We start from the raw sequence: 15,363 nt of genomic DNA on the forward strand, positions 1-15,363 counted from the left end.
TGTGCGCAAAAAAACACCAGCCTGGCGGCGAGTGTTGGCAGGTTGAATGAAAGTGTTATTTTTTCATCAGGTTCCTGGTGATCCTGAAAAAGGCATGCTTATCGTTGGCATGTAAAAGCCTGATTTCACCCGGCGTGGCATGCATATATTTTTTATAGACGCGGGTGAAGGTTTGCTGGCTGGTAAAGCCATTTTCCACCGCAATCTCCAGCAAGGTTTTGTCGCTGTGGATAATGGCGAAAGTAGCTCTGATAACCCGGCGCAGACGCATATATTCACCGAGGTTATAGCCGGTCACCTCGCGGAAAATACGTTGAAAATGCCAGTGACCATAACCACTTTTGCCGGTGATGGTACTGACACGAATCGTTTCGTCATACAGGTGTTCTTCAATCCAGTGAATAATGTCATCCACCACCGAATAAATCATTTTGTCTTGCGTTGGATAAAAGGTCGGCAAAAACGGTTTTACAGCAGTGATAGCATTCATATCACACCCAGCTTTGCAGAGATTGGGTGACAATATCAGTCATGCGCGCTGGAAAAGGTAGTTATACAAATGGATAGGTATACGAAGGGATAATTGATTGTTGCTCAGGATGCGCGATAAATCGCGCCGCTACGGCTGAGCACATTTTTGTAGCGGCGCGATTTATCGCGCGTTTTTGATATGAATTATCTATCTCTGCCACCGTCAGGCCGCAGCTAACCATAACCAAAGCCGATTACCCCGCCATTACATCATCTGCTGTGCCTGCCGCAGTTCTCTGATCATTTGTTCTGCTGCCGGGGAGACGGGATAGGCGGCATGGGTGACGGCATAATGGGTCACTGTCCATGTCGGTGAGTCCGGTACGCAGACCAGCGGAAAGCGCGTCTGCATCAACTGTGCATAATGGTGCGGCAGGATACCCACCACATCGCCCGCGGCAATCAGCATCGCTACCGCCTCAATCCCCACCGCCTCCGGTCCCCGGCTCAGGTGCAGACGCGCCAACGCGTCCTCAACAAACGGCTGCTGTGCACGCCAGACTAACGGTAACTGCCGCGCGCGCAACTCATTGCCAGCCAGCGTATACAGGCCGTGCGACTCGTCAAACAGGTCGACATAGTGCAGTGATGGGGTCTTCTGGTAATCCATCACCCCTTTGATGACAATGTCCAGTCGTCTGTCCAGCAACGCCTGAATCAATTGCGATCCCGCCATGACACTTAACGATAGCTGGACTCCCGGTGCATGGTGGCGCAACGCACGCAACGCCTGTTGCAGATGCGAACCCCTGTGGCTGATGACATTGTCGGTGATCCCCATCACCAGCGGCCCGGAAATCACGCCGCGACTGGCATCCATCGCCGGGAATATGCGATCCAGCGCGCCTAACGCTTCGCGGGCATACAGCAGCGCTGACTCCCCCGCCACCGTCAGCTCGAAGCCTTTCGGCCCGCGCGTACACAGCGCCGTTCCCAGGGTTTCTTCGATCGATTTGATCTGACGACTGATGGTCGCCTTGGTCATATTCAGGGATTTCTCAGCAGCAGAAAATCCGCCAGATTGCGCCACTGCGCAGAATATTCGCAAGGCGCGCAGGTCTTTCTCATTCAATGTCCGGGGTTTCATGGTTGCTGTTTCCGTAACCGTGATTACAAATAAGATCAGTTTTCCTGGTAAACCGGCATCCCTACACTCGCCTCAGTTCGTTTTTCGCCAATACCAGGAAATCATTATGTCTTTACCGTTAACAGTGCCACCGCAAACTAATCATAAATCACTGCTGTTTTCCGAATTAGCCCTCGATCTCGATAATTTGCAAGCACATTTTGCCGTGCTGGGGATGCCTTACGGCGCGGCTTACACCCCGCAGGACTACAACAATGACCAGGTTCGCGCCCCGACCGCCATTCGTCAGGCCTCCGATCGTGTCATTCGCAGCCCCGAACGCTACGACTTCGATATCGATGGTCCGTTATTGCAGGGCCGGGATGACGTGCGTTTTGTCGACTGTGGCGATGTCCCTGCTGACCTCAATGATCCACGCGGTCACTTCGTTCGCGCCGAACAGGCCGTGCGTAAGATTCTTGCCGCCGGTGCGATTCCCATCGTCCTGGGTGGCGATCACGGCATTACCAACCCGATCCTGCGCGCCTTTGACGATCAGGGGCCGATCACTATTGTCCATCTTGATGCGCATCTCGACTGGCGTGATGACGTCAACGGCGTGACTGACGGCTTATCCAGCCCGATGCGCCGTGCTTCTGAACTGCCGTTCATCAAAGACATTATTCAAATCGGTATGCGGGCCTCAGGGAGTGCCCGCCAGGAAGAAGCCGATTATGCCCGTGAATGGGGAGCCAAAATCATCACCGCTTATGAGCTGCATGATCAGGGTATGGACGCCGTACTGGCGCAGATCCCGGACGGCGGTCGCTATTACCTGACCATTGATGCTGATGGTTTTGATCCGGCGGTGATGCCTGCCGTGGCTGGCCCGGCACCGGGCGGCGTGACCTTTGTTCAGGCACGTAAACTGATTCACGGTTTAGTGAAAAAAGGCCGGGTGGTCGGCATGGATATCGTTGAAATCCAGCCGGCCAAAGATGTTCATCAGCTCTCCTGCATGACCGCAGGCCGTCTGGTGCTCAATTTGATTGGTGCGGCAATTCGCGCCGGTTACTGCGACAGCAATATTTAACCTTTTGGAGGACCTATGACTCTTCGCTCGCTTCTGCTCAGTGCGCTGCTGTTTTCATCTGTTTCTCAGGCTGCTGACCCTATTCGGGTGGCGATTGATCCCACCTTCCCGCCGATGGAATATATCCAGAACAACCAGCGCACCGGCTTTGATGTGGATTTAGCGGCCGCCCTGTCGAAACAGATGGGCCGTCCGTTGGTGTATACCGATATGGATTTTAAAGCGATGGTGCCATCGGTGTTGGCGGGACGTCAGGACATCGTGTTATCTGCCATCTACATCACCGACGACCGCAAAAAAGTGGTGGATTTCACCGACCCCTATTTCTCTGCCGGACTGGTGGTGATGGTGAAAAAAGGCGACACCCGCATCAAAACACCACAGGATCTGGCCGGTAAACGCGTTGCCGTGCAGGTCGGCACCAAATCGGTCAAGGTGTTGGCGGATCAGTTCCCCAGCGCACAAACCGTGGAAGTGGAAAAGAACGAAGAGATGTTCAACTCACTGGAAGCGGGCCGTGCCGATGCGGTGGTGACCGGTAAACCGGCCGCGCTGCTTTACAGCAAAACCCGTGGCACCACGCAGATCCTGCCGGAACCGCTCACCCACGAAGAGTACGGCATTGCGGTGAGCAAACGTGAGCCGGAACTGCGCCAGCAACTCAATGACGCGCTGAAAGCCATCAAAGCGAACGGCACTTACGATGCGTTGCAGAAAAAATGGTTTGGCACCGCCACACAATAAGCCGGGGTAAGCATGGTTGAATTTGATTTTACCCCCGCGTTTGCTGCCTGGCCGGAGTTGTTGTCAGGGGCCTGGGTGACGATTGAGGTCACCCTGTGCGCCCTGCTGATCAGCTGCTGTCTCGGTACCTTAATCGGTCTGGGGAGGCTCAATCCCCAGCGCAAACTGGTGTGGTGGCTGTGCAACAGTTACGTGGTGTTCGTCCGTGGCACGCCGCTGCTGGTGCAGCTGTTTATCCTCTATTTCGGTCTGCCCTATTTTAACATCGTTATCCCGGCCTTCGTCTGCGGCATTATCGGTCTGGGATGCTACTCGGCGGCGTATGTCTCTGAGCTGGTACGCGGTGCAATTTTGTCGATCGATCGTGGGCAAACCGAAGCGGCGCGCTCAATGGGGATGTCCGGTGCCCAGGCGATGCGCCTGATTATCCTGCCGCAGGCGTTGGTACGCATGGTGCCGCCGCTGGCTAATGAATTTATTGCGCTAACCAAAAATTCCGCACTGGTTTCGCTGGTGACCATTCACGACCTGATGCATGAGGGGCAGAAAGTGATCAGCGTCTCCTACCGCTCGCTGGAGGTTTACATCGTGATTGCCTTTATCTATCTGCTGATGACCAGCAGCACCATGCTGCTGCTGCGCGTGGTGGAGAAAAAACTGCGTGCCGGGGGGATGGTGCAATGAGTACCGCCATCATTGAGGCGCTTAACCTCGATAAGTATTTCGACCAGCACCATGTGCTGAAGCAGGTCAGCCTGTCGGTGGCTCGCGGTGAGGTGGTGGTGATTATCGGCCCCAGCGGCTCCGGTAAAAGCACCTTTTTACGCTGCTGCAACGGCCTCGAAGTCGCACAGCTTGGCAGTATCCGCCTGTGTGGCCAGCAGTTATTGCAGGATGGCAAACTGCTGACCGAGCCGGACCTGAACATCCTGCGGCGTCAGGCGGGGATGGTGTTCCAGTCCTTCAACCTGTTTCCCCATCTGTCAATTCTCGATAATGTCGCCATTGGCCCACACAAAATTCTGAAACAGGGTCGCGCCTTCGCCCGGCAACTGGCGCTGGAACTGCTGGGAAAAGTCGGGCTGGCGCATAAGGCACAGGCGATGCCTGCCAGCCTTTCCGGCGGTCAGAAGCAACGCGTTGCGATTGCCCGCGCACTGGCATTGCAGCCCGAGGTGATGCTGTTTGATGAACCTACCTCGGCCCTCGACCCGGAACTGACCAGGGAAGTACTGGAGGTGATGAAGCAACTGGCGCAGGACGGAATGACGATGATCATCGTCACACACGAAATGAACTTCGCCCGTGAAGTTGCCGACCGGCTGGTAGTGATGGAGGATGGTGTGATTGTCGAGCAAGGTCCGACCCGCACGCTGTTCTCCTCCCCGACTCACCCGCGTACCCGTGCACTGTTGCAGCATGCGCTGATTTCCGCTGGAGAAAAACATGAGCATTAATCTGCGCGGCAGCGAACGGCTGAACCGCGCGTTTACCGGTATTCCCACCTTTCTGCGCGCGGATTATTGCGCCAGCCTGAGCGAACTGAATGCGGCGGTGGCGGTATTTGGCGTGCCCTTTGATGAAGGTTCCCCCTGGCAACCGGGCAGCCGTTTTGCCCCGCGCAGCATTCGCGAACATTCAATGCGTTTTGCCCCGACGGGTTTCTTTGATGTTGAGCGTCAGCAACATTTCCTGACCGATGTGGTGACGCAGGGGCGTCTGGTGGATGTCGGGGATGTGGATGTGTTGCCAACCAATGTGATGGGTACCCATGACAATATCAGCGCTATGACGCAGTCGATTCGCCAGCGTCAGGCGATTCCCGTCGCCATCGGCGGCGATCATTCGGTGTCCTGGCCGCTGATTCGCGGCATTCAGGAGCCGGTGCATGTGGTGCAGTTCGATGCTCATCTCGATTTCGCCCCGGTCACCAACGGCGTGCATTACAGCAACGGGCAACCCTTCCGCCATATCATGGCGCTGGAACAGGTACAAAGCCTGACGCAGATTGGCATACGCAGCCGACGTGTGCGCCCCTCGGAATTCAGCGATGCCACGGCACAGGGCAGCACCATTATCACGCACCAACAGTTCCGCCAACGCTCAGCCGAGGCGCTGTTTAACCATCTGCCCGCCGGGGAAAAATGCTACATCAGTATCGATATTGATGTGCTGGATATGGCGCTGGTGCCCGGCTGTGCGTCCGCCGAACCGGGTGGGATGCAATATGACGAACTGCTGCGGTCGCTGTTGGCGCTGATGGCACGCATGGAGGTGGTGGGGATTGACCTGGTGGAGGTTAACCCGCAACTGGATGTTGCTACGGGTGTCACCTCATATCTTGCTGCTCATCTGCTGGTGGAAATGCTGGGCCACCTGCTGCAATAAGCGTTACATCATCTGCGGTTCACGAATTGCATTGCCCCGGTCAAAGCGACTTAAACGGTAAGGCGACAAATCGGTATAGGGTTGATCGTGCATCACCATCTGCGCGCACAACTTACCGGCTCCTGGCCCGATACCGAAGCCATGACCGCTAAAACCGCTGGCGACAATCAACCCCGGAATCTGGCTGATTTCGTCAATTACCGGCACCAGATCCGGGGTGGTATCAATCCAGCCGCCCCAGGCGTGATCAACCGCAATCCCCTGCAATTGCGGGAATTCGTGCACCATTTTAGCAATCGCCTCGCGCAGAATTTGCTTATCTGCCGCCGGATCAAGCACGCGGATCTTTTCAAACGGTGAGATCCCGTCCATTGACCAGGATCCGGCAGCTTCCGGGCCGGAGAAGAAGGATCCATTGAGGCGAATTTTCAGCTTTTTGGCGATTTTGCTGCGGTACATCGGATAGAAGCGCGTGGCGTAGCGCAGGTTTTGCGGCGCCAGATCGAGCTGTCCACGCCCGGAAATCGCCACGGTGTAGCTGCCATCCAGCCGACGACGAATCGCCAGGCCCGGCACACTCAGGCACCCTTCTGTCACCTGGGGCGCAACCGTGGTTTTAAATGCCGTGCCCAGAATGTTGGCGCTCGGCAAATCAATGCCGTAGCGGCTACAAAACCGTGAACTCCAGGCGCCACCGCACAGGATCACCTTGCTGGCCTTCACCAGCCCGCGTTCAGTCCAGACGCCGGTTACCCGTCCAGCGCTGATGTCGAGGCCACGTACCGCGCAACGCTGTTGAATATTGGCCCCCAGCTTTTGTGCCCCGATCGCCAGCGCTGGTACCGCCTGGGAAGGTTCCGCACGACCATCGGTGGGGGACCAGACGCCGCCGAGCCAGGATGTCTTACCACCAATACGTTCCTGCACCTCTTTGGCAGATAAGATCTGGCTATGGAACCCGATATTTTTTGCCTGTTTGCCCCAGTTCTCCCATTTCGCCAGGTCGGCGGCTTCGGTGGTGCCATACAGGATACCGCTACGGCGAAAACCCAGGTCCCTACCAATTTCTTCACCCAGTTCGGACCAGCGTTGCAGGCTGTACATCGCCATAGGCAACTCGTACAGATCGCGATTCTGTTGTCGCACCCAACCCCAGTTACGGCTGGATTGCTCACCGGCCATCACCCCTTTCTCAAACAGCGCCACCGCTACGCCACGTTTCGCCAGTTCGTAGGTGACCGAGGTGCCAATAATTCCGCCGCCAATTACCACCACGTCAACTGCCTCAGGAAACGACGGGCTGTCCGGTACTGCATCAATCTTTACGCGCATACAACATCCTCAAGGTCACAGGCTCATCGCTCATTATTGATTTAACGGACAATAATTAACTATCGGAGTTATTTATGGCCGGTCTGCAACTAGGCGTTCTGGTAGAGATCCCAACGATTACCGTAAATATCTTCGAACACCACCACCATGCCGTACTCTTCTTCGCGCGGTTCTTCGCAGAACGTGACGCCATTGGCTTTCATCTGCTGGTAATCACGCCAGAAGTCGTCGGTTTGCAGAAACAGAAATACGCGCCCGCCGCATTGGTTGCCGATAAATTGTTCCTGGCGTGGATTGGAGGCTTTCGCCAGCAACAAATTGCAGTCGCTTTCCGGGTTGGGATTCACCACCACCCAGCGTTTGCCGGGCTGCGGCGTGTCTTCGATTAAATGGAAACCCAGTTTCTGGGTGTAATATTCAATCGCGCGGTCGTAATCATCCACGACAATTGCCACATATCCCATGCAACGTTTTTGCGTGCGCATTACTTCACTCCCTTGTCAGTTTTAAAGTGGTTTCATCATAAAGACACTCAGCGGATCAGGCTGATACGGCGGGAAGGCCTCGCACTGGCGATAGCCCAGGTTTTCATACAAACGAATGGCGGCGAGCTGCTGATTGCCGGTTTCCAGTCGGGCCTGGTCGCAGCCCTGTGCGATGGCGATCTTTTCCAGCCGCTGTACAATCGCCTCGCCCAATTGTTTGCCACGCCAGGCGCTGCGTACGTAGATACGCTTGAGTTCCGCGCTGCCATCCTGCTGCATCAACACCGCGCCACAGCCAACCGGCTGATTTGCATCACCGGTGACAATCACACAATGCAGCCCATCTTCCGCGACGGTGGTCAAATCAAGGCAATGGTTACTCTCCGCCGGATAAAGCACGCTCTGGAAGGCATCCAGCTCGGCCACCAGCAATTGGAAATGGCGGTCATGAGCAGATGTGGTTTTGATAGCAAACATCCCTGCACTCCTGTTATCACGCACCCAGCAATTTGCGATATTGAATAAATTCGGTTTTGCTGGCGATCTGATCATAAAGTTTGCGCGCGGTGGCATTGGACTCCTGCGTTGTCCAGTACACCCGCGAGCAACCCAAGGCTTCGGCCTGCTGATAAACGGCCAGGATCAGCGCTTTCCCTACCCCTTTACCCCGCGCCGCTTCACTGACAAACAGATCCTGGAGATAACAGTAATCACCGACAGTCCAGGTGGTGCGGTGCGTCAGATAATGCACCAGGCCAATCAGCTTCCCGTTCTCTTCCGCGACCAGGCAGTACATGGGTTGGCTATCGGCCATAAATCGACGAAAAGTCTGTTCGGTGGCGACATCGCTGATACTGGCTGCATAAAAACGTTGATAGCCCTTCCATAACTTTTGCCACGCAGAACGATCGTCAAAACTTAACGCGCGAATTTCCATGATGATTCATTCTCCTGTTTTGCATTGATCATTCTGTAAACGACGCACCACTATAGAACCTTTTCCAATTAAGTGAACAACTTCACAACTGCGTCACCGCAATTAGTCGCTGAGACGCAGCGGGACTTACAATGATTTTCTTATCTCGCGGTTTTTCAGGAGGAAACACGTCATGTTAGTCACCCCGAAAGTACGCATGAATCGCCTGTTTCAACAGGGCAAATGCCTCGATGTGGCGATCGATCACGGCATTGCTAATGAACCCGATTTTCTGATTGGGCTGGAGAATATTGAAGGCGTGATGCGCAACCTGATCGCCGCCCAGCCGGATGCTATTCAGGTCAACTATGGTCAGGCCGACTTGTTGCAACGCGAAGCAGGACGCAAACCGGCGCTGGTGATGCGCACCGATGTCGGTAATGCCTACAACGCGGCCCGCCATCGCGAGATGTGGGCGGTGCTGCACAACCCGGAAGAACCGATTCTGGCGGCGTTGCAGATGGATGCTGCCGCAGTGGTGGTCAATCTCTATCTGATCCCGGATGAGCCAGGCATCTTCCGTATGTGTGTCGAGAACATTGGCCGTCTGCGTCAGGCCTGCGATCGCTACGCCATGCCGTTAATGATTGAGCCACTGGTGATGGCCCCGGCCGGACAAGGTGCCGCTTACGGTTCGCTGGGCGATGTCGAAAAAATCGTGCCGCTGGTGCGACTGGCGCGTGAACTCGGTGCGGATATTGTCAAAGCCGACCCCACCGATAACGTGGAAGACTTTCACCGTGTGGTAGAAGCCGCTCGCTGCCCAACGCTGGTACGCGGCGGCGGAAAAGGTGAGCTGGGCGCAGTGCTGCAAAAAAGTGCCGCGCTGATGGCGCAAGGGGCCAGCGGCATGGTCTACGGACGCAACGTTTATCAGCACGATAATCCATCACGGGTGGTGAAAGCGCTGATGGCGATCATTCATCAGGGCGCGAGTGGCCCGGATGCGCTGGAGATTTATCAGCAGGGGTAAGGGTTTGCAGCGGGTTGAAATGCATGTATAAACAATCATCTACCTGATGAAAGGATCGGCAACATGCAGATTAACCAGTTACCTTTTGGCATTACCCAATGGGATCAGATTGAACCGGAAACTCACACCGGCGATCGCGGCTTTGCGTTGTGGCGTACCCAACGTTTCAACGATATTCGTGTGCGCATGGTGGAATACTCGCCGGGGTATCTGGCCGATCACTGGTGTCTGAAGGGACATATTTTGCTGTGTCTGGAAGGGGAAATGGTGACAGAACTGGAAGATGGTCGCCGTTTTACCCTGACGCCTGGCGTCAGTTATCAGGTGGCGGATAATGCCGAAGCGCACCGTTCCTCAACGGAAACCGGGGCGAAGCTGTTTATCGTTGATTGATGCCATTATCCCGTAGCGGCGCGATTTATCGCGCAAATCCGTGCGCGATTTATCGTGCAAATACGTGCGCGTTGTGAGAAAAATCCGCGCGATAAATCGCGCCGCTACGTGATGAAATACTTAAGGTTGAGTTGCCAGCGCGTAAGCCGCTGTCAAATCCAGACGTTGCCAGAATGACTGCTCCGCATTGCCGGAAAGCGGATAACCGCCGGGCAGTGCCGATTTCACCATCAACGCGCGCCGTTGCGCAGCAGACAATTGTGGCAGCGCGGTTTTCAGCAGCACTTCAGCCCCGGCAGGTACCGTCACCGCGACATGTTTGCCGGTTGTTTGCGGCAGGTTGTAGCTCAGGGTGAAACGGTAAAATCGTTTCATCTGCGGTGACCGATATGGATCATCCTTGCCGGTACTGCGCGCGCACTCCGCCAGTGAGGTGCCACACTCTTTCTCCAGCGCCGCACGCAGTTGCTCGCGAGCTTCACTGAACAATCCCTGATAGCGGGCATCGTTGAGATAATTCGCCACATTGCGTTCCGCCACCATGCGTGAACCCATCACGTCGAGGGGGTAATGCACCCCCAGCACCAGACGCGAGTAACCGTAACGCGCACCACGGGTGACCAGCGCTTCGAAACGCTCCGGCACCATCTCCGCCAGCAACAGCGCATCGGTATAACCGGTATTGGTATGCCCGCTCGGGAAAGAACCGCCCTCGGCGGTGTACGGGTGGTTATCCTTCACCACCACATCGTCCGGCACCAGGTGAATGGTGTTGCCTTGATGCAGGAACGGACGCGGATAGTTGAAGTGTTTTTTCGCCGCACTGGTGCTGACTTCGCTGGCTTTAATCAGCGCCGCCGCTTTGCCCAGTTCTCCTTTGTCATAGGCGGTCAGAAAGGCTCTTCCGAGGCGCGGGCCAAGCGCATCGGCGAGGAAATAGAGATGGTTGATACCTTCGGCATCAGCCAGCGCCTGATGGCGTGTGCCCTGCGTGGCATTCAGGTTGATTTGGGTGACGGTGGCGCGGTTCGCATCCAGTACGCTGGCTGGCAGCGAACTAAACCCCGCCAGCAGCGCGATACCCGCCTGCTGATTGGCTTTGGTCTGGAAATCGTAGCCACTGCTTTTCAGCCAGGCGTAATCCGCCTGCGTGGGGGATTGTTTGGCTTTTTCCAGCAGATTACGTGTGAGCTGCGGGTTGTTACCCTGTAACGCCGCACGCAACGCTTGTTGCATCTGCTGTTCAAGATCGTTGTAACCTGCCTGAGCAGAACCGATGGAAGTCTGACTGGCGAGCGCAGCGGCGTCCGGCAGTGAGAGCGCCTGCGCCTGCTGCGCCAGCAGCAGCAGGGCTGCGATCAGAGTGAAGCGGGTTTTCATTATTTTCCCCTGTTATCAGAATATTACCTTGCCGGGGAAACACGCTAACACCCTGTTATGACAGTTTTATTTCAGTTAACGACACTGGCTGGCACAGTTTTGTACACAAATTTGTGCCAGCGAGCCACATGCGCCGTTTTTGTCGTTGTTGCATTGTGACTGCTGGATATAACAATTCTGCTGACAGGCCGACACATCGCATTTCGCCGCCGCAGGCGTGAGCTGCGGGATCGGGGATTTGCCTTCTGGTTGCCAGCGGGTTTGAGCAGCTGCGCCAATGCTGACGAGCAGCAGCAACAGGATGGTCCACTTCATCGCCTTACCCTCGTGTGGTTAATCGGAAAGAGTATGGCTGTCGCGGCGCGATTTATCGCAGGCTTTTTGTCGTTGTGCGATATTGCGCGATAAATCGCGCCGCTACGAATGAAACCATTGATTCACACCTCAGCAAGAATTGAACCAATACGGTGCAAGCTGATGATGCATCGTTGTGCAGCCTTGTGAAATTACCCTGATATAAATTGATTAATATCAATAAATATCAGCGCATTGCTGCCTGGGAACCTGACCTTCCGTTATTGGTACAAAAGTTGCAAGCTTGTTCCGGTATAGCAAAGGAGAAGGTTATGAAAGCGATTGTGATTGGTGCCGGTATCGGCGGGATGAGCGCGGCAATTGCGCTGGAAAAAGCAGGCTTTACCACTGCCGTGTTTGAAGCGGTCAAAGAGATGAAACCGGTAGGCGCAGCCATTTCAATCTGGCCCAATGGGGTGAAGTGTCTCAATGCGCTGGGTATGAAAGCGTCCCTGCGGGCGCTGGGCGGCAATATGGCGTTTATGGCCTACAACGATGCCCATAGCGGCGCTACCCTGACCCGCTTTAGCATGGATCCGCTGGTGCAGCAGGTTGGCGAACATCCTTACCCGGTCGCACGCGCCGAGTTGCAGGCAATGCTGATTGATACTTATGGCCGTTCACGCATTGGCTTCGGCAAGCGCGTCACCCAGGTTGAGCAGACCGCCACTGGCGTGACGGCATGGTTTGATGATGGCAGCCAGCAGCAAGCTGATTTCCTGATTGCCGCCGACGGCACCCATTCGGTCATTCGCCATTACGTGCTGGGCGAAAGCGTCGAACGTCGCTATGCCGGTTACGTTAACTGGAACGGGCTGGTGACCATTGACGAAAGCATCGCTCCGGCGGATCAGTGGACCACCTTTGTCGGCGAAGGCAAACGTGTTTCGCTGATGCCGGTGAGCGGCAACCGTTTTTACTTCTTCTTTGATGTACCGTTGCCGAAAGGTTTGCCGGAAGATCGCAGCACGTTGAAAGACGATCTGCGTGGTTACTTTGCTGGCTGGGCCGATCCGGTGCAGCGACTGATCGATGCGATCAACCCGGAAACCACCAACCGCGTGGAGATTCACGATATCGAACCTTTCAGCCAGTTCGTCAAAGGGCGGGTGGCGCTGCTGGGCGATGCGGCGCACAGCACGACGCCGGATATCGGTCAGGGCGGTTGTGCGGCGATGGAAGACGCGATCGTGCTGGCGCAGACGCTGGCGGCACATTCGCTGGGGATTGAGGATGGCTTACTGCGTTACCAGGCGCGTCGGGTGGAGCGCACGAAAGATCTGGTGCTGAAGGCGCGTAAGCGTTGTGACGTTACCCACGCCAAAGATGCAGCGATTACCGCCGCATGGTATCAGGAACTGAAAAATGAAACCGGCGAGCGCGTGCTCGCCGGGATGTGCGATACCATTGAAGGCGGCCCGCTGGGTTGATCCTCTCCCCCCGCTGGCATAATGCACTCGTCCTTCTCCCGCTTACGGGAGAAGGACGGGATGAGGGCAACCGCACGCGCTGAACCGATAAATCGCGCCGCTACGACGACAATCCGCGGTTTTTCAGCATCGGGCCGATTTCCGGCGCTTTGCCGCGCCAGGCCAGCCACAGATACTGCAAATCGGTGCTGTTGCCGCGCGACAAAATCTGCTCGCGGAATCGCTGCCCATTTTCGCGGGTTAAGCCGCCCCGCTCCTCAAACGCCTGATAGCCATCGTCAGCCAGCATTTGCGTCCAGATATAGGCGTAATAACCTGCGGCATAGCCGCCGCCCCAGATATGGCGGAAATAGCTGGAACGGTAGCGCGGTGGCACCGCACTCAGCGCGATATTCTCCGCAGCCAGCGCTTGCAGCTCGAAATGGCTGACATCTTCCGGGTTATCCGTCGTGGTCAACGAATGCCATTGCAGGTCGAGCAGTGCCGCCGCCAGCAGCTCGGTCATGTCATAACCTTTGTTGAACGTTGCCGCACGCACCATTTTTTCGCGCAGTTCGGCAGGCATGGGTTCCCCACTTTGATAGTGGCGGGCATAGTTGGCAAACACCTGCGGGTTACTGGCCCAGTGTTCGTTAATCTGCGACGGAAATTCGACAAAATCGCGCGGTGTCGCGGTACCGGAAATGCTGACATAACGCTGCGACGCGAACAAACCATGCAACGCGTGACCAAACTCGTGGAACAAGGTGATGACTTCGTCCCAGCTCAGCAACGCAGGTTGACCACTGGCGGGTTTGGTGTAGTTGCACACGTTGTAAATCACCGGTTTGGTGTCGAGCAGCGTCGACTGATCGACAAAATTGCTCATCCACGCGCCACCGCTTTTGTTATCGCGCTTGAAGAAATCGGTGTAGAACAACGCCAGTGGCGTGTCGTCTGCATCAAAAATTTCATACACACGCACATCAGGGTGGTAGACCGGCAGATCGTGGCGTTCGCTGAAGCGAATGCCAAACAGCTGACTGGCCGACCAGAACACCCCTTTCTCCAGCACGTTTTCCAGCGCAAAATACGGGCGAATCTGGCTTTCATCCAGGTCATATTTGGCTTTACGCACCTGCTCTGCGTAGAAATTCCAGTCCCAGGCGCGCAGCGGAAAACTGTGATGGGCCTGTTCAATCGCCTGCTGGATATCCGCCGCTTCACGTTCAGCGCGTTCACGCGCCGCGGGTACGATGTTGCGCATAAAACTGAACGCGGCTTCCGGGGTCTTCGCCATCTGATCCTGCAACCCCCACTCGGCATAGGTTTTAAAGCCGAGCAGGCTGGCGCGCTGCGCACGTAACTGCGCCATCCGCAGCACCAGCGCGCGGGTGTCGTTATCGTCGCCCTGCTCACACCGTGACAGCGCACGCTGGAACAACGCTTCACGCGTGGCGCGTACGCTCAGTGACTGCAACGCGGGCTGTTGAGTGGTGTTCTGCAATGGGATCAACCACTCGCCAGATAAGCCGCGCGCCTCAGCCGCTGCTTTAGCGTGAGCCAGTTCTTCGACACTCAACCCAGCCAGCGCTGCGGGGTCGCTGACGGTATACGCCCCCATTTTGGAGGCCGCCAGCAGGCGGTTACCAAATTTGGTGCCGAGCGTCGCCAGCTCCTGATTGCAGGCGCGCAGTTGCGCTTTATCTGCGTCATTCAGTGCGGCACCGGCCAGTTTAAAATGTTGCCAGGTGACTTCCGTCAGCCGCATCGCTTCCGCATCCGGGCAGAGTGAACCCCGATGCTGATAAACATAATCCAGTCGGCTGAACAATTGGCTGTTGAGGGTGATCTCATCGGTCAGCGCGGTCAGTTTAGGGGTGATCAACTCATCAATGTCCTGGAGTCGTTCGCTGGTATTGGCTGAGGTCATGGCACCAAACACCAGGTTGACACGACTGAGCAGTTGGCCACTGCGCTCCAGCGCCTCATAGGTATTTTCGAAGCTGGCAGGCTCTGGATTGCTGGCGATCGCCGCGACTTCCCGGCGTTTTTCGTCAATGCCGGCTTCCAGCGCCGGGAGAAAATCGTCTTCCTGAATAAGGTCAAACGGTGGGGTTTGATACGGTAAGGTGCTGGCAGTGAAGAAAGGATTGGCTCTTGAATTCATTATCGCTCCTGATCATCAGCAACGCCGGAGCAAGCCCCGGCGGAATGTTTCTATCCTGGCAGTTTCAGC

The 15,363-nt window shown here is 55.9% G+C and carries 17 protein-coding genes; 8 read left to right on the forward strand and 9 right to left on the reverse strand.

Translation table 11 applies throughout. From position 1 onward, the window contains the following. Nucleotides 1–55 precede the first annotated feature (55 nt). Both AC6I8T_RS10210 and AC6I8T_RS10215 read right to left on the reverse strand, forming a co-directional pair. Entirely contained in the window at nucleotides 56–490 is a 435-nt protein-coding gene (locus AC6I8T_RS10210; RefSeq protein ID WP_021183223.1) for a helix-turn-helix domain-containing protein, read from the reverse strand. A gap of 246 nt (nucleotides 491–736) precedes the next feature. Next, nucleotides 737–1,618, reverse strand: a complete 882-nt coding sequence (locus tag AC6I8T_RS10215) for a LysR family transcriptional regulator (protein ID WP_497833787.1) — start codon at nucleotides 1,616–1,618, stop codon at nucleotides 737–739. 106 nt (nucleotides 1,619–1,724) lie between these two features. On the opposite strand from AC6I8T_RS10215, the gene AC6I8T_RS10220 reads away from it, so the two are divergent. From AC6I8T_RS10220 to AC6I8T_RS10240, 5 genes are read left to right on the forward strand one after another with little or no spacing between them, the layout of a single operon-like run. Further along, nucleotides 1,725–2,690 carry an agmatinase gene (locus tag AC6I8T_RS10220; RefSeq protein WP_021183221.1) on the forward strand — a complete coding sequence of 322 codons (966 nt, stop codon included), beginning with the start codon at nucleotides 1,725–1,727 and terminating at the stop codon, nucleotides 2,688–2,690. Between the two features lie 15 nt (nucleotides 2,691–2,705). After that, nucleotides 2,706–3,434, forward strand: coding sequence for a transporter substrate-binding domain-containing protein (locus tag AC6I8T_RS10225; protein ID WP_497833788.1), 729 nt, complete (start codon nucleotides 2,706–2,708; stop codon nucleotides 3,432–3,434). Between the two features lie 12 nt (nucleotides 3,435–3,446). Next, nucleotides 3,447–4,118, forward strand: coding sequence for an amino acid ABC transporter permease (locus tag AC6I8T_RS10230; RefSeq protein WP_208723445.1), 672 nt, complete (start codon nucleotides 3,447–3,449; stop codon nucleotides 4,116–4,118). A gap of 8 nt (nucleotides 4,119–4,126) precedes the next feature. Beyond that, nucleotides 4,127–4,891 (forward strand): amino acid ABC transporter ATP-binding protein, encoded by a 765-nt coding sequence (locus tag AC6I8T_RS10235; RefSeq protein ID WP_497834290.1) that lies wholly within the window; start codon nucleotides 4,127–4,129, stop codon nucleotides 4,889–4,891. Next, nucleotides 4,881–5,822, forward strand: a complete 942-nt coding sequence (locus AC6I8T_RS10240; protein ID WP_208723446.1) for an agmatinase — start codon at nucleotides 4,881–4,883, stop codon at nucleotides 5,820–5,822. Before AC6I8T_RS10235 ends, AC6I8T_RS10240 begins: the two co-directional genes overlap by 11 nt. A 3-nt stretch (nucleotides 5,823–5,825) precedes the next feature. On the opposite strand, the gene AC6I8T_RS10245 is transcribed toward AC6I8T_RS10240, so the two are convergent. From AC6I8T_RS10245 to AC6I8T_RS10260, 4 genes are all read right to left on the reverse strand, one after another. After that, the gene (locus AC6I8T_RS10245; protein ID WP_497833789.1) at nucleotides 5,826–7,154 is read right to left on the reverse strand and encodes an NAD(P)/FAD-dependent oxidoreductase; all 1,329 of its coding nucleotides are present in this window, start codon (nucleotides 7,152–7,154) and stop codon (nucleotides 5,826–5,828) included. Nucleotides 7,155–7,243: 89 nt separating this feature from the next. Further along, entirely contained in the window at nucleotides 7,244–7,639 is a 396-nt protein-coding gene (locus AC6I8T_RS10250) for a VOC family protein (protein WP_013509118.1), read from the reverse strand. 21 nt (nucleotides 7,640–7,660) lie between these two features. Then, complete coding sequence (locus tag AC6I8T_RS10255; RefSeq protein ID WP_208723448.1) at nucleotides 7,661–8,116, reverse strand: GNAT family N-acetyltransferase; 456 nt, start codon at nucleotides 8,114–8,116, stop codon at nucleotides 7,661–7,663. 16 nt (nucleotides 8,117–8,132) lie between these two features. Then, on the reverse strand, nucleotides 8,133–8,576 hold the full coding sequence (locus AC6I8T_RS10260) for a GNAT family N-acetyltransferase (RefSeq protein ID WP_021183214.1): 444 nt from the start codon (nucleotides 8,574–8,576) through the stop codon (nucleotides 8,133–8,135). Nucleotides 8,577–8,748: 172 nt separating this feature from the next. On the opposite strand from AC6I8T_RS10260, the gene AC6I8T_RS10265 reads away from it, so the two are divergent. Together AC6I8T_RS10265 and AC6I8T_RS10270 are read left to right on the forward strand one after the other, a co-directional pair. Then, nucleotides 8,749–9,588 carry a class I fructose-bisphosphate aldolase gene (locus tag AC6I8T_RS10265; RefSeq protein WP_021183213.1) on the forward strand — a complete coding sequence of 280 codons (840 nt, stop codon included), beginning with the start codon at nucleotides 8,749–8,751 and terminating at the stop codon, nucleotides 9,586–9,588. Between the two features lie 63 nt (nucleotides 9,589–9,651). Next, nucleotides 9,652–9,981: a DHCW motif cupin fold protein gene (locus AC6I8T_RS10270; RefSeq protein ID WP_021183212.1), complete on the forward strand. Its 330-nt coding sequence runs from the start codon at nucleotides 9,652–9,654 to the stop codon at nucleotides 9,979–9,981. 120 nt (nucleotides 9,982–10,101) lie between these two features. On the opposite strand, the gene AC6I8T_RS10275 is transcribed toward AC6I8T_RS10270, so the two are convergent. Both AC6I8T_RS10275 and AC6I8T_RS10280 read right to left on the reverse strand, forming a co-directional pair. Next, on the reverse strand, nucleotides 10,102–11,361 hold the full coding sequence (locus AC6I8T_RS10275; protein ID WP_497833790.1) for an acid phosphatase: 1,260 nt from the start codon (nucleotides 11,359–11,361) through the stop codon (nucleotides 10,102–10,104). 75 nt (nucleotides 11,362–11,436) lie between these two features. Beyond that, nucleotides 11,437–11,676, reverse strand: a complete 240-nt coding sequence (locus AC6I8T_RS10280) for a hypothetical protein (protein ID WP_036625193.1) — start codon at nucleotides 11,674–11,676, stop codon at nucleotides 11,437–11,439. A 311-nt stretch (nucleotides 11,677–11,987) separates the two neighbouring features. Between AC6I8T_RS10280 and hpxO the strand changes: the two genes are divergently transcribed. After that, the gene (hpxO, locus tag AC6I8T_RS10285) at nucleotides 11,988–13,145 is read left to right on the forward strand and encodes an FAD-dependent urate hydroxylase HpxO (RefSeq protein ID WP_021183209.1); all 1,158 of its coding nucleotides are present in this window, start codon (nucleotides 11,988–11,990) and stop codon (nucleotides 13,143–13,145) included. A gap of 100 nt (nucleotides 13,146–13,245) precedes the next feature. Here the strand turns inward: hpxO and dcp are convergent, their stop codons facing one another. Continuing rightward, nucleotides 13,246–15,294 carry a peptidyl-dipeptidase Dcp gene (dcp, locus tag AC6I8T_RS10290; protein ID WP_497833791.1) on the reverse strand — a complete coding sequence of 683 codons (2,049 nt, stop codon included), beginning with the start codon at nucleotides 15,292–15,294 and terminating at the stop codon, nucleotides 13,246–13,248. Between the last annotated feature and the right edge of the window lie 69 nt (nucleotides 15,295–15,363).

The sequence above is a fragment of the Pantoea sp. X-Soil-OKNW-556 genome (assembly GCF_059730695.1).

Coding starts and splice junctions, on each gene's coding strand:
- AC6I8T_RS10210 (WP_021183223.1), bottom strand. CDS start 490: ATGAATGCTATCACTGCTGTAAAACCGTTTTTGCCGACCTTTTATCCA.
- AC6I8T_RS10215 (WP_497833787.1), bottom strand. CDS start 1,618: ATGAAACCCCGGACATTGAATGAGAAAGACCTGCGCGCCTTGCGAATA.
- AC6I8T_RS10220 (WP_021183221.1), top strand. CDS start 1,725: ATGTCTTTACCGTTAACAGTGCCACCGCAAACTAATCATAAATCACTG.
- AC6I8T_RS10225 (WP_497833788.1), top strand. CDS start 2,706: ATGACTCTTCGCTCGCTTCTGCTCAGTGCGCTGCTGTTTTCATCTGTT.
- AC6I8T_RS10230 (WP_208723445.1), top strand. CDS start 3,447: ATGGTTGAATTTGATTTTACCCCCGCGTTTGCTGCCTGGCCGGAGTTG.
- AC6I8T_RS10240 (WP_208723446.1), top strand. CDS start 4,881: ATGAGCATTAATCTGCGCGGCAGCGAACGGCTGAACCGCGCGTTTACC.
- AC6I8T_RS10245 (WP_497833789.1), bottom strand. CDS start 7,154: ATGCGCGTAAAGATTGATGCAGTACCGGACAGCCCGTCGTTTCCTGAG.
- AC6I8T_RS10250 (WP_013509118.1), bottom strand. CDS start 7,639: ATGCGCACGCAAAAACGTTGCATGGGATATGTGGCAATTGTCGTGGAT.
- AC6I8T_RS10255 (WP_208723448.1), bottom strand. CDS start 8,116: ATGTTTGCTATCAAAACCACATCTGCTCATGACCGCCATTTCCAATTG.
- AC6I8T_RS10260 (WP_021183214.1), bottom strand. CDS start 8,576: ATGGAAATTCGCGCGTTAAGTTTTGACGATCGTTCTGCGTGGCAAAAG.
- AC6I8T_RS10265 (WP_021183213.1), top strand. CDS start 8,749: ATGTTAGTCACCCCGAAAGTACGCATGAATCGCCTGTTTCAACAGGGC.
- AC6I8T_RS10270 (WP_021183212.1), top strand. CDS start 9,652: ATGCAGATTAACCAGTTACCTTTTGGCATTACCCAATGGGATCAGATT.
- AC6I8T_RS10275 (WP_497833790.1), bottom strand. CDS start 11,361: ATGAAAACCCGCTTCACTCTGATCGCAGCCCTGCTGCTGCTGGCGCAG.
- AC6I8T_RS10280 (WP_036625193.1), bottom strand. CDS start 11,676: ATGAAGTGGACCATCCTGTTGCTGCTGCTCGTCAGCATTGGCGCAGCT.
- hpxO (WP_021183209.1), top strand. CDS start 11,988: ATGAAAGCGATTGTGATTGGTGCCGGTATCGGCGGGATGAGCGCGGCA.
- dcp (WP_497833791.1), bottom strand. CDS start 15,294: ATGAATTCAAGAGCCAATCCTTTCTTCACTGCCAGCACCTTACCGTAT.